We start from the raw sequence: 12,130 nt of genomic DNA on the forward strand, positions 1-12,130 counted from the left end.
CGTAAAAACGAATCCATCTCTCACCGCTGCAACATGTTTTTGTGAGTTTAACTTGATAGCAACTGGAACAAGAAAACGTTCCATTCCACGTTCGAATGAGGCCATTAATCCCATTTTTTTATACCTGTTGTTTTGGATATTTATACATCCCAATAAAGCATGTATGCCATATCCATTTTATGATGTGTGAAAAGTTAGTTCAGGTAATAGTTTAATAATATTAGATTCTTACTCTTGCAGTAGTTTCATCGCAAATTCAAGAACTGCCTGTCCGTTCATGGTGCCGTAGTCTTTCATCTCGATAACGGCTACAGGCATTTTCCCCTGTGCAACGGCTTCAATCTCTGGTTTCTGAAAGCGAACTTGCGGGCCAAGTAAAACAACGTCAACTTCGTTATTTTTAATTTTCCCTTTAGCCTCTGCAATCGCCAATGCGGAAATATTAACTTCAAGTGAAATAGCGTTAGCATGATCAATCATACGTTTAACCAGCATACTGGTTGACATGCCCGCAGCGCAAACTAACAATATTTTTTTCATATTTTCCCTTACTGGTATATAACAGATTACATTGTTTAAATATCATATCCCGCAGTAGCTATACGTCCTGGTACATTGATCACAGTAATACAGTGATAAAGTTGTTCAACATCAGGGTGATTATTAAACGACTCGGCCATACGATAAACCAATCAGGACTCAACTCCTTGTTTTCAATGGCTCTTAAAAGGTGCAAAAGTGATTTTTCAAAAGATTGCCCGCTTACTTAAATCCGAAATCAATGGCAATTCATGGCATGTTGGTGATTTGTTGCCGTCAGAAGCGGAACTCGCTGTTCGTTATAATGTTTCGCGTAATACCCTGCGTAAGGCATTATCCTTGCTGGAAGGCGAAGGAATTATTCACAGAAAGCATGGTTCAGGAACATACATTCAAAAAAAGAATTTTGTTGCACACATTGATCACATGAACAGTTTCAGTGAAATTGCGCATAAAAGCGGCAAAGAGGCAGGGAGTCAGATTATGAAATTTGAAGTGCAGGATGCTTCACCCACTATTGCGACTGAGCTGAATTTAGTGACTGGTGAGCAGGTTTATTACATAAAGAGACTGCGATTCATTGAGGATAATGCAGCACAATTAGAAGAAACGTGGATGTCAGTAGCACGTTTTCCTGATTTAACCGTGTCACATATGCAAAAATCCAAATTTTCATATATTGAGAATGAATGCGGGATCAAAATCATTGGCACCTTTGAAACTTTCTCCCCTACTTTTCCTACCCCAGAAATCGCCAGTATTTTACGGATCAGCCCACGGGATCCCATACTTAAAATTCAGACCCAGGCTGTGGACAGTAACTCTATTCCGCTGGATTATTCGTTACTTTACAGCAATATTTTCGAGTTCCAGGTAAAGTACTTTTTCCCGCGATAAAAGCAGACGCACAGAGTGCTGACATCACATTCTGTGCGTATGGTTTAGCCTCTAACCTTTACCGCTTTACGCCACCGCAAGCCAAATACATTGATATACAGCCCGGTCATAATGAGCACCGCACCTAAAAATTGCAGACCCGTTAAGCGTTCATCCAACAATAGTGCCGCACTTGCCAGTCCGACTACGGGCACCAGTAACGATAACGGTGCAACCCGCCAGGTTTCATAGCGTCCCAGTAACGTCCCCCAGATCCCATAACCAACAATTGTCGCCACAAACGCCAGATACATCAGCGACAAGATGGTGGTCATATCAATAGTAACCAGACTGTGAATCATGGATGCGGAACCATCGAGAATCAGCGAGGCAACAAAGAAGGGAATGATTGGGATTAAAGCGCTCCAGATTACCAGCGACATCACCGCCGGACGCGTTGAGTGCGACATGATCTTTTTATTGAAGATGTTGCCACACGCCCAACTAAATGCTGCAGCCAGGGTCAACATAAAGCCGAGCATCGCCACATGCTGACCGTTCAGACTATCTTCGATTAACACCAGTACGCCAAAAATCGCTAAGGCGATCCCCGCCAATTGTTTGCCATGCAGTCGCTCCCCGAAAGTAAACGCGCCAAGCACGATAGTAAAAAACGCCTGTGCCTGTAACACCAGCGAAGCCAGTCCAGCAGGCATACCGAAGTTAATGGCACAAAAAAGAAAAGCAAACTGCGCAAAACTGATGGTTAATCCATACCCCAGCAGCAAATTCAGTGGTACTTTCGGTCGTGCGACAAAAAAGATAGCCGGAAAAGCGACCAGCATAAAGCGCAAACCGGCCAGCATCAGCGGTGGCATGTTATGAAGCCCCACTTTGATGACCACAAAATTTAGCCCCCATACGACCACTACCAGTAGCGCCAACACCCCATCTTTTCGCGACATTCTACCGCCTCTGAATTTCATCTTTTGTAAGCAATCAACTTAGCTGAATTTACTTTTCTTTAACAGTTGATTCGTTAGTCGCCGGTTACGACGGCATTAATGCGCAAATAAGTCGCTATACTTCGGATTTTTGCCATGCTATTTCTTTACATCTCTAAAACAAAACATAACGAAACGCACTGCCGGACAGACAAATGAACTTATCCCTACGACGCTCTACCAGCGCCCTTCTTGCCTCGTCGTTGTTATTAACCATCGGACGCGGCGCTACGCTGCCATTTATGACCATTTACTTGAGTCGCCAGTACAGCCTGAGTGTCGATCTAATCGGTTATGCGATGACAATTGCGCTCACTATTGGCGTCGTTTTTAGCCTCGGTTTTGGTATCCTGGCGGATAAGTTCGACAAGAAACGCTATATGTTACTGGCAATTACCGCCTTCGCCAGCGGTTTTATTGCCATTCCTTTAGTGAATAACGTAACGCTGGTGGTGCTCTTTTTTGCCCTCATTAACTGCGCCTATTCTGTTTTTGCTACCGTGCTGAAAGCCTGGTTTGCCGACAATCTTTCGTCCACCAGCAAAACGAAAATCTTCTCAATCAACTACACCATGCTAAACATTGGCTGGACCATCGGTCCGCCGCTCGGCACGCTGTTGGTGATGCAGAGCATCAATCTGCCCTTCTGGCTGGCAGCTATCTGTTCCGCGTTTCCCATGCTTTTCATTCAAATTTGGGTAAAGCGCAGCGAGAAAATCATCGCCACGGAAACAGGCAGTGTCTGGTCGCCGAAAGTTTTATTACAAGATAAAGCACTGTTGTGGTTTACCTGCTCTGGTTTTCTGGCTTCTTTTGTAAGCGGCGCATTTGCTTCATGCATTTCACAATATGTGATGGTGATTGCTGATGGGGATTTTGCCGAAAAGGTGGTCGCGGTTGTTCTTCCGGTGAATGCTGCCATGGTGGTTACGTTGCAATATTCCGTGGGCCGCCGACTTAACCCGGCTAACATCCGCGCGCTGATGACAGCAGGCACCCTATGTTTCGTCATCGGTCTGGTCGGTTTTATTTTTTCCGGCAACAGCCTGCTATTGTGGGGTATGTCAGCTGCGGTATTTACTGTCGGTGAAATCATTTATGCGCCGGGCGAGTATATGTTGATTGACCATATTGCGCCGCCAGGAATGAAAGCCAGCTATTTTTCCGCCCAGTCTTTAGGCTGGCTTGGTGCCGCGATTAACCCATTAGTGAGTGGCGTAGTGCTAACCAGCCTGCCGCCTTCCTCGCTGTTTGTCATCTTAGCGTTGGTGATCATTGCTGCGTGGGTGCTGATGTTAAAAGGGATTCGTGCAAGACCGTGGGGGCAGCCCGCGCTTTGTTGATTTAAGTCGAACACAATAAAAATTTAATTCAGCCTTCGTTTAGGTTACCTCTGCTAATATCTTTCTCATTGAGATGAAAATTAAGGTAAGCGAGGAAACACACCACACCATAAACGGAGGCAAATAATGCTGGGTAATATGAATGTTTTTATGGCCGTACTGGGAATAATTTTATTTTCTGGTTTTCTGGCCGCGTATTTCAGCCACAAATGGGATGACTAATGAACGGAGATAATCCCTCACCTAACCGGCCCCTTGTTACAGTTGTGTACAAGGGGCCTGATTTTTATGACGGCGAAAAAAAACCGCCAGTAAACCGGCGGTGAATGCTTGCATGGATAGATTTGTGTTTTGCTTTTACGCTAACAGGCATTTTCCTGCACTGATAACGGATCGTTGACACAGTAGCATCAGTTTTCTCAATGAATGTTAAACGGAGCTTAAACTCGGTTAATCACATTTTGTTCGTCAATAAACATGCAGCGATTTCTTCCGGTTTGCTTACCCTCATACATTGCCCGGTCTGCTCTTCCAATGACCACATCCAGAGGCTCTTCAGGAAATGCGCGACTCACACCTGCTGTCACGGTAATGTTGATATGCCCTTCAGAATGTGTGATGGCATGGTTATCGACTAACTGGCAAATTCTGACACCTGCACGACATGCTTCTTCATCATTAGCCGCTTTGACAATAATGATAAATTCTTCGCCCCCGTAGCGATAAACCGTTTCGTAATCACGCGTCCAACTGGCTAAGTAAGTTGCCAGGGTGCGTAATACTACATCGCCGATTAAATGCCCGTAGGTATCATTAACCAATTTAAATCGGTCAATATCCAACAACATTAAATAAAGATTCAGAGGCTCAGTGTTGCGTAACTGATGATCAAAGGATTCATCAAGAACCCGACGCCCCGGCAATCCCGTCAAAACATCCATATTGCTACGGATCGTCAGCAAATAAATTTTGTAATCGGTTAATGCCGCAGTAAAAGAAAGCAACCCCTCCTGAAAGGCGTCGAAATGCGCGTCCTGCCAGTGATTTTCAACAATAGCCAGCATTAATTCCCGACCACAGTTATGCATATGTTGATGGGCAGAATCCATTAGCCGAACGTAAGGTAATTCATCGTTATCGAGTGGCCCCAGATGATCAATCCACCGACCAAACTGGCACAGTCCATAAGAATGGTTATCCGTTATTTCTGGCTTACTGGCATCTCTCGCGACCACGCTGTGAAACATACTCACCAGCCACTGGTAGTGGGCATCGATAGCCTTATTGAGATTTAACAAGATGGCATCAATTTCCGTTGTCTTCTTGATCATTGCCACTCCTTTTTCACAGTTCCTTGTGCGCGCTATTCTAACGAGAGAAAAGCAAAATTACGTCAATATTTTCATAGAAATCCGAAGTTAGGAGTCATCTCTGAGATAACATTGTGATTTAAAACAAAATCAGCGGATAAAAAAGTGTTTAATTCTGTAAATCACCTCTGCATTATCGTAAATAAAAGGATGACAAATAGCATAACCCAATACCCTAATGGCCCAGTAGTTCAGGCCATCAGGCTAATTTATTTTTATTTCTGCAAATGAGTGACCCGAACGACGGCCGGCGCGCTTTTCTTATCCAGACTGCCGCTAATGTTGATCATCTGGTCCGGCTGAACTTCTCGTCCATCAAAGACGGCCGCAGGAATAACGACATTAATTTCACCGCTCTTATCGCGAAAAACGTAACGGTCCTCTCCTTTGTGAGAAATCAAATTACCGCGTAGTGAAACCGAAGCGCCATCGTGCATGTTTTTTGCGAAATCAACGGTCATTTTTTTTGCATCATCGGTTCCGCGATAGCCATCTTCTATTGCATGAGGCGGCGGTGGCGCTGCATCCTGTTTTAAACCGCCCTGGTCATCTGCCAACGCATAAGGCATGACAAGAAAACTTGCTAATACAATGGCCTGAAATTTCATACTAACTCCTTAATTGCGTTTGGTTTGACTTATTAAGTCTGGTTGCTATTTTTATAATTGCCAAATAAGAATACTGCCAATTGTTATAAGGCATTTAAAATCAGCCCACTAGCTGTCAAATATTCAGAGAATTTAACTCACTAAAGTTAAGAAGATTGAAGAGTCTTAAACATATTTTCAGAATAATCGGATTTATATGTTTGAAAATTATTATATTTGACGAGCATACAGAAAAAGCAAATCACCTTTACATATAATAGCGTGGACAAAAAACAGTGAACATTAATAAAGATAAAATTGTACAACTCGCAGATACCGACACTATTGAAAACCTGACATCCGCGTTGAGTCAAAGACTTATCGCGGATCAATTACGCTTAACTACCGCCGAATCATGCACCGGCGGTAAGTTGGCTAGCGCCCTGTGTGCAGCTGAAGATACACCCAAATTTTACGGTGCAGGCTTTGTTACTTTCACCGATCAGGCAAAGATGAAAATCCTCAGCGTAAGCCAGCAATCTCTTGAACGATATTCTGCGGTGAGTGAGAAAGTGGCAGCAGAAATGGCAACAGGTGCCATAGAGCGTGCGGATGCTGATGTCAGTATTGCCATTACCGGCTACGGCGGACCGGAGGGCGGTGAAGATGGTACGCCAGCGGGTACCGTCTGGTTCGCGTGGCATATTAAAGGCCAGACCTACACTGCGGTTATGCATTTTGCTGGCGACTGCGAAACGGTATTAGCTTTAGCGGTGAGGTTTGCCCTCGTCCAGCTGCTGCAATTACTGCTATAACCAGGCTGGCCTGGCGATATCTCCAGGCCAGCCATTGGTGGTGTTTATATGTTCAAGCCACGATGTTGCAGCATCGGCATAATCTGAGGAGCCTTACCGCGCCATTGTCGATACAGGCGTTCCAGATCTTCGCTGTTACCTCTGGAAAGGATCGCCTCGCGAAAACGCTGCCCATTTTCACGCGTTAATCCGCCCTGCTCAACAAACCACTGGTAACCATCATCGGCCAACATTTGCGTCCACAGATAAGCGTAATAACCTGCAGCATATCCGCCACCAAAAATATGGGCGAAATAACTGCTGCGATAGCGTGGCGGTATAGCAGGAAGATCCATATTTTCCGCCACCAGCGCCCGCAATTCAAAATCATCGACATCCTGCATTGCTTCGTTTTCTTCCAGGCAATGCCAGCGCATATCGAGAAGTGCGGCGCTAAGCAGTTCGCTCATCTCATACCCTTTGTTGAACAGGCTGGCATTACGCATTTTCTGTTGCAGTTCGTCAGGCATTGCTGCCCCGCTCTGATAATGCCGGGCGTAGCGAGCGAATACCTGCGGATGCGTTGCCCAGTGTTCGTTGATTTGCGACGGAAATTCGACAAAATCACGCGGCGTGTTGGTGCCGGAAAGCGTGGCATAACGCTGGCGGGCAAAAAGGCCGTGCAGCGTATGACCAAATTCATGGAATAAGGTTATTACATCATCCCAGAGTAACAACGCAGGCTCACCGGCAGCGGGTTTCTGATAATTGCAAACGTTATAAATTACCGGATGCGTTTCATTAAGCGTTGATTGCTCAACAAAATTGCCCATCCATGCACCGCCGCTTTTTGAATCACGGGCGAAGAAATCACCGTAAAATAACGCCAGTCCCACGCCATTATGATCAAAAATTTCCCACACACGAACGTCAGGATGGTAGACAGGAATATCAAAACGTTCGACAAACTTAATACCGAAGAGCTGATTCGCGGTCCAGAATACACCTTCATTCAACACCGTGTTTAATTCAAAATATGGCTTGAGCTGCGCCTCATCAAGATCAAATTTCTCCCGCCGTACCTGTTCGGCATAAAATGCCCAGTCCCACGGCTGCGCGCTAAACCCGCCTTGCTGCTTATCGATAACCGCCTGTATGGAGGCTAATTCATCGCTAGCACGTTGACGCGCCGCTGGAACAATTTCCCGCATAAAGTTGAGTGCTGCTTCAGGTGTTTTTGCCATCTGATCGGCGATTTTCCATGCGGCATAATGAGGAAAACCAAGCAGTTTCGCCTGCTGTGCGCGAATCTCTACCAGACGTTGAATGATAGCGCGGGTATCATTGCCATCATTTTTTTCCGCTCGCGTCCAGCCCGCAATAAACAGTTTTTCACGCGTCGCACGATCGCGCATTTCGGCAAGCGCCGGTTGTTGGGTGGTATTCAGCAGCGGAATCAGCCATTTGTTATCCAGACCTTTCTCGCGAGCCGCCACTGCCGCCAGCGCAATCTCTTGCTCACTCATTCCTGCCAGCTGCGCGATATCGTTCACAACCAGACCGCCGGATTTATTTGCTGCAAGTAACCGCTGGTTAAACTGGCTGGTCAGGGTCGCAGCTTCTGTATTCAGTACTTTTAATTTTGCTTTATCAGCTTGCGCAAGTTTGGCTCCGGCAAGGACAAAACGTTGATGAATAACCTCCACCAGGCGGATGGATTCACTATCAAGCCCCAGGGATTCACGGCGCTGCCAGACAGCATCTACCCGCGCGAATAATTCACCGTTCAGATAGATATCATTAGCCAGTTCCGCCAGTTCAGCGGAAAACTGTTCATCAAGACGCTGTAATTCATCATTGGTATGCGCCGCAGTCATCGCAAAAAAGACGCTGGTAACGCGGGTAAGTAATTCTCCGCTTTGTTCCAGTGCCAGAATAGTATTGTTGAAATCAGGCGTTTGCGGGTTAAGCGCGATGGCAGCAATTTCTGCCCGCTTTTGCTGCATTCCCTCATCGAATGCCGGGCGATAGTGATGATTGGCAATTTGATCAAAATGAGGAGCCAGATACGGCAGTGTGCTTTGCACAAGGAAAGGATTCATTGTTGTCATTTTCTTCTCCTGAACGCGAGGTGTTCCATAGCGTAGGCTTACTGATAACGGAGTGCAATCTTGCAAACCAGTATTACCCGCTCTTAAGCATCACGTGCTATGTTATTGACACACAAAAGCGTTGAGGAACAGTGAGATGATCGTTTTAGTAACTGGAGCAACGGCAGGTTTTGGTGAATGCATTACTCGTCGTTTTATTCAACAAGGGCATAAAGTTATCGCCACTGGCCGTCGCCAGGAGCGGTTGCAGGAGTTAAAAGACGAACTGGGAGATAATCTGTATATCGCCCAACTGGACGTTCGCAACCGCGCCGCTATTGAAGAGATGCTGGCATCGCTTCCTGCCGAGTGGTGCAATATTGATATCCTGGTAAATAATGCCGGCTTGGCGTTGGGCATGGAGCCTGCGCATAAAGCCAGCGTTGAAGACTGGGAAACGATGATTGATACCAACAACAAAGGCCTGGTATATATGACGCGCGCCGTCTTACCGGGTATGGTTGAACGTAATCATGGTCATATTATTAACATTGGCTCAACGGCAGGTAGCTGGCCGTATGCCGGTGGTAACGTTTACGGTGCGACGAAAGCGTTTGTTCGTCAGTTTAGCCTGAATCTGCGTACGGATCTGCATGGTACGGCGGTGCGCGTCACCGACATCGAACCGGGTCTGGTGGGTGGCACCGAGTTTTCCAATGTCCGCTTTAAAGGCGATGACGGTAAAGCGGAAAAAACCTATCAAAATACCGTTGCATTGACGCCAGAAGATGTCAGCGAAGCCGTCTGGTGGGTGTCAACGCTGCCTGCTCACGTCAATATCAATACCCTGGAAATGATGCCGGTTACCCAAAGCTATGCCGGACTGAATGTCCACCGTCAGTAATTTTTATACCCGGCGTAACTGCCGGGTTATTGCTTGTCACAAAAAAGTGGTAGACTCATGCAGTTAACTCACTCACAAGCAAGAACGAATGACCGTCGAAACGCAACTTAATCCCACACAGCCTGTCAATCAGCAGATTTATCGTATTCTTCGTCGCGACATTGTCCATTGCCTGATTGCACCAGGCACACCGTTGTCGGAAAAAGAAGTTTCTGTTCGTTTCAATGTGTCACGCCAGCCGGTTCGTGAAGCCTTTATTAAACTGGCGGAAAACGGCCTGATTCAAATTCGTCCGCAGCGTGGCAGCTACGTCAACAAAATTTCCATGGCTCAGGTGCGAAACGGCAGTTTTATCCGTCAGGCCATTGAGTGCGCGGTGGCGCGTCGGGCGGCGAGCATGATTACCGAAAGCCAGTGCTACCAACTGGAACAAAATCTTCACCAGCAACGCATTGCCATTGAGCGCAAGCAACTGGATGATTTTTTTGAACTTGATGACAACTTCCATCAACTCCTGACGCAGATTGCCGACTGTCAACTGGCGTGGGATACCATTGAGAACCTGAAAGCGACCGTTGATCGCGTGCGCTATATGAGTTTCGACCATGTTTCTCCACCAGAAATGCTGTTACGCCAGCATCTTGATATTTTCTCTGCCCTGCAAAAACGTGATGGCGATGCGGTAGAACGTGCAATGACGCAACATTTGCAGGAAATCAGCGAATCCGTGCGCCAGATCCGCCAGGAAAACAGCGACTGGTTTAGCGAAGAGTAATTCATTTACTCTCATCCCATCCGGGATGAGAGGCTTTTCCCCCCGCCTTACGGCTCATGCATGCATCAAAAAAGATGTGAGCTTGATCAAAAACAAAAAATATTTCACTCGACAGGAGTATTTATATTGCGCCCGTTACGTGGGCTTCGACTGTAAATCAGAAAGGAGAAAACACCTATGACGACCTACGATCGTAACCGTAACGCAATCACCACTGGCAGCCGTGTTATGGTTAGCGGCACCGGTCACACTGGCAAGATCCTGTCGATTGATACTGAAGGTCTGACCGCTGAGCAAATCCGCCGCGGAAAAACCGTAGTTGTTGAAGGTTGTGAAGAGAAACTGGCACCTCTGGACCTGATTCGTCTCGGCATGAACTAAGTGTGTGAATGCCGCCGATGGCGGCATTGCTTTTTTTACTTCACGGAATATTTCGCCACGGTCGCTTTCGCGCCATGCGCTAATAAAGACAAGTACGCTTCCGTCACTTTTGCAGTAAACAAGCTATTGTCTGGCAAATCATCACCAAAGATTGCCTTAATCGCCAGCAATGACTGGACGCGCGCTTTCCCTTCGGCACTACTTTGTACAGCCTTCTGAATAACAGGTAACAGTGGGTCACTGATTTCTATCGGATTTCCCTGTTCATCAACACCACCGACATAACGCATCCAACCCGCGACGCCCAGCGCCAGCAGATCGAACTTGCTGTCATGCGCCAGATGCCAGCGAACAGAATCCAACATCCGCTGTGGCAATTTCTGGCTACCATCCATCGCAATCTGCCAGGTTCGATGACGTAACGCCGGGTTGCTATAGCGTGCAATTAATCGGTTAGCGTAATCTTGCAAATCAACGCCCTGCACTTTCAGCGTCGGCGCTTGTTCCTGCAACATCAAGCCATACGCCGCATAACGATAATGTTCATCTTCCATGCAGTCATTAATGTGCTGATATCCAGCAAGATAACCCAAATACGCCAGGAATGAATGACTGCCGTTGAGCATGCGCAACTTCATCTCTTCATAAGGCAGCACATCACTAACCAGTTCGGCTCCCGCTTTTTCCCATTCTGGACGTCCGGCAACAAAGTTATCTTCTATTACCCACTGGCGGAAAGGTTCACAGGCAACGCCCGCAGGATCGCCCACACCGGTAAGTTGTTCGATTTTCGCCAGCGTATCCTCTGTCACTGCGGGCACAATACGGTCCACCATTGTTGATGGGAAAGTCACGTTATCTTCGATCCATTGTGCCAGTTTTTCATCAACGGCTTGCGCGTAGGAAGTGACAACGTCACGCATAACATGACCGTTTTCTGGCATGTTGTCACATGACATGACGGTAAATGCGGGAAGTCCTGCCGCTTTACGGCGAGCCAGCGCCTCAACAATCACTCCTGTTGCTGTTTTCGGCTGGTGGGGATTTTGCACGTCGGCAGCGACCATCGGGTGATCGAGCATTAACTGTCCGGTCGCCGGAGAGTGGAAATACCCTTTTTCGGTGATTGTCAGAGAGACAATCGCGATTTGCGGTTCACACATCGCAGCCAACACGGTTTCTAAGCCATCCATCTGTACGTGCAAGGCTTTTTTAACGACGCCAACGACGCGAGCCGTCCACGCATCGGCCGACATTTCCGCAACGGTATAAAGATTATCTTGCTGCTGTAAATCGGCAATTTGCTGTTCGCCGCCGATTAAGTTGACCTCATAATATCCCCAGTCACTGAAATGTTCTGTAGCAAGAATATCGGCATACACGCCCTGATGCGCACGGTGAAATGCACCAAAGCCTAAATGAACAATTCTTGGGGCCAGGTTATTACGATCATAAACAGGGAGTGT

The 12,130-nt window shown here is 46.9% G+C and carries 14 protein-coding genes and 1 pseudogene; 8 read left to right on the forward strand and 7 right to left on the reverse strand.

All coding sequences use genetic code 11. The annotated features are described in order from the left end of the window. Both E0D98_RS16485 and E0D98_RS16490 read right to left on the reverse strand, forming a co-directional pair. A pseudogene (locus tag E0D98_RS16485) lies at positions 1-114 on the reverse strand (PTS sugar transporter subunit IIC); the annotation flags it as partial. 114 nt (positions 115-228) lie between these two features. Then, complete coding sequence (locus tag E0D98_RS16490; RefSeq protein WP_000722571.1) at positions 229-540, reverse strand: PTS sugar transporter subunit IIB; 312 nt, start codon at positions 538-540, stop codon at positions 229-231. Between the two features lie 198 nt (positions 541-738). Between E0D98_RS16490 and E0D98_RS16495 the strand changes: the two genes are divergently transcribed. Then, positions 739-1,437, forward strand: coding sequence for a GntR family transcriptional regulator (locus tag E0D98_RS16495; RefSeq protein ID WP_000577184.1), 699 nt, complete (start codon positions 739-741; stop codon positions 1,435-1,437). Between the two features lie 44 nt (positions 1,438-1,481). Here E0D98_RS16495 and eamA read toward each other — a convergent pair whose 3' ends face one another. Next, on the reverse strand, positions 1,482-2,381 hold the full coding sequence (gene eamA, locus E0D98_RS16500; protein ID WP_000087216.1) for an O-acetylserine/cysteine exporter: 900 nt from the start codon (positions 2,379-2,381) through the stop codon (positions 1,482-1,484). A gap of 194 nt (positions 2,382-2,575) precedes the next feature. Between eamA and ydeE the strand changes: the two genes are divergently transcribed. The 3 genes from ydeE to mgtT all read left to right on the forward strand — a co-directional run bounded on the left by ydeE (position 2,576) and on the right by mgtT (position 4,089). Beyond that, the gene (gene ydeE, locus E0D98_RS16505; RefSeq protein ID WP_001054189.1) at positions 2,576-3,763 is read left to right on the forward strand and encodes an efflux MFS transporter YdeE; all 1,188 of its coding nucleotides are present in this window, start codon (positions 2,576-2,578) and stop codon (positions 3,761-3,763) included. 126 nt (positions 3,764-3,889) lie between these two features. Continuing rightward, positions 3,890-3,985: a protein MgtS gene (gene mgtS / locus E0D98_RS16510; protein WP_000901367.1), complete on the forward strand. Its 96-nt coding sequence runs from the start codon at positions 3,890-3,892 to the stop codon at positions 3,983-3,985. Beyond that, positions 3,985-4,089 carry a protein MgtT gene (mgtT, locus tag E0D98_RS27955; RefSeq protein WP_211180496.1) on the forward strand — a complete coding sequence of 35 codons (105 nt, stop codon included), beginning with the start codon at positions 3,985-3,987 and terminating at the stop codon, positions 4,087-4,089. The genes mgtS and mgtT overlap by 1 nt, the downstream gene beginning before the upstream one ends. Before the next feature lie 114 nt (positions 4,090-4,203). Here the strand turns inward: mgtT and dgcZ are convergent, their stop codons facing one another. Both dgcZ and ydeI read right to left on the reverse strand, forming a co-directional pair. After that, positions 4,204-5,094 carry a diguanylate cyclase DgcZ gene (gene dgcZ / locus E0D98_RS16515; protein ID WP_000592826.1) on the reverse strand — a complete coding sequence of 297 codons (891 nt, stop codon included), beginning with the start codon at positions 5,092-5,094 and terminating at the stop codon, positions 4,204-4,206. Positions 5,095-5,348: 254 nt separating this feature from the next. After that, positions 5,349-5,741, reverse strand: a complete 393-nt coding sequence (gene ydeI, locus E0D98_RS16520) for a YdeI family stress tolerance OB fold protein (protein WP_000671731.1) — start codon at positions 5,739-5,741, stop codon at positions 5,349-5,351. A gap of 275 nt (positions 5,742-6,016) precedes the next feature. Between ydeI and E0D98_RS16525 the strand changes: the two genes are divergently transcribed. Continuing rightward, entirely contained in the window at positions 6,017-6,535 is a 519-nt protein-coding gene (locus E0D98_RS16525; protein ID WP_001024561.1) for a 2-oxo-tetronate isomerase, read from the forward strand. Positions 6,536-6,579: 44 nt separating this feature from the next. Here the strand turns inward: E0D98_RS16525 and dcp are convergent, their stop codons facing one another. Beyond that, the gene (dcp, locus tag E0D98_RS16530) at positions 6,580-8,625 is read right to left on the reverse strand and encodes a peptidyl-dipeptidase Dcp (protein ID WP_001296767.1); all 2,046 of its coding nucleotides are present in this window, start codon (positions 8,623-8,625) and stop codon (positions 6,580-6,582) included. A gap of 136 nt (positions 8,626-8,761) precedes the next feature. Here dcp and ydfG point away from each other — a divergent pair, with 136 nt between their 5' ends. The 3 genes from ydfG (at position 8,762) to ydfZ (ending at position 10,664) form a co-directional block, all read left to right on the forward strand. Then, positions 8,762-9,508 (forward strand): bifunctional NADP-dependent 3-hydroxy acid dehydrogenase/3-hydroxypropionate dehydrogenase YdfG, encoded by a 747-nt coding sequence (gene ydfG, locus E0D98_RS16535; protein ID WP_000636571.1) that lies wholly within the window; start codon positions 8,762-8,764, stop codon positions 9,506-9,508. A gap of 88 nt (positions 9,509-9,596) precedes the next feature. After that, positions 9,597-10,283 (forward strand): DNA-binding transcriptional regulator rspR, encoded by a 687-nt coding sequence (gene rspR, locus E0D98_RS16540; RefSeq protein WP_000215549.1) that lies wholly within the window; start codon positions 9,597-9,599, stop codon positions 10,281-10,283. Positions 10,284-10,460: 177 nt separating this feature from the next. Further along, entirely contained in the window at positions 10,461-10,664 is a 204-nt protein-coding gene (gene ydfZ, locus E0D98_RS16545) for a putative selenium delivery protein YdfZ (protein WP_000214712.1), read from the forward strand. 35 nt (positions 10,665-10,699) lie between these two features. On the opposite strand, the gene E0D98_RS16550 is transcribed toward ydfZ, so the two are convergent. Next, positions 10,700-12,130, reverse strand: a 1,431-nt coding sequence (locus E0D98_RS16550) for a mannitol dehydrogenase family protein (RefSeq protein WP_205713023.1), incomplete at its 5' end; no start/stop codon positions are given.

Origin of the sequence: Escherichia sp. KCJ4928, assembly GCF_004352695.1 — a bacterium.
In the GTDB taxonomy this organism is placed as follows: domain Bacteria; phylum Pseudomonadota; class Gammaproteobacteria; order Enterobacterales; family Enterobacteriaceae; genus ECMA0423.

Bases quoted from the DNA above. Each gene is read 5' to 3' on its own strand.
- E0D98_RS16490 (WP_000722571.1), bottom strand. From the start codon at position 540: ATGAAAAAAATATTGTTAGTTTGCGCTGCGGGCATGTCAACCAGTATG.
- dcp (WP_001296767.1), bottom strand. From the start codon at position 8,625: ATGACAACAATGAATCCTTTCCTTGTGCAAAGCACACTGCCGTATCTG.
- ydeI (WP_000671731.1), bottom strand. From the start codon at position 5,741: ATGAAATTTCAGGCCATTGTATTAGCAAGTTTTCTTGTCATGCCTTAT.
- ydeE (WP_001054189.1), top strand. From the start codon at position 2,576: ATGAACTTATCCCTACGACGCTCTACCAGCGCCCTTCTTGCCTCGTCG.
- mgtT (WP_211180496.1), top strand. From the start codon at position 3,985: ATGAACGGAGATAATCCCTCACCTAACCGGCCCCTTGTTACAGTTGTG.
- eamA (WP_000087216.1), bottom strand. From the start codon at position 2,381: ATGTCGCGAAAAGATGGGGTGTTGGCGCTACTGGTAGTGGTCGTATGG.
- ydfZ (WP_000214712.1), top strand. From the start codon at position 10,461: ATGACGACCTACGATCGTAACCGTAACGCAATCACCACTGGCAGCCGT.
- dgcZ (WP_000592826.1), bottom strand. From the start codon at position 5,094: ATGATCAAGAAGACAACGGAAATTGATGCCATCTTGTTAAATCTCAAT.
- rspR (WP_000215549.1), top strand. From the start codon at position 9,597: ATGACCGTCGAAACGCAACTTAATCCCACACAGCCTGTCAATCAGCAG.
- ydfG (WP_000636571.1), top strand. From the start codon at position 8,762: ATGATCGTTTTAGTAACTGGAGCAACGGCAGGTTTTGGTGAATGCATT.
- mgtS (WP_000901367.1), top strand. From the start codon at position 3,890: ATGCTGGGTAATATGAATGTTTTTATGGCCGTACTGGGAATAATTTTA.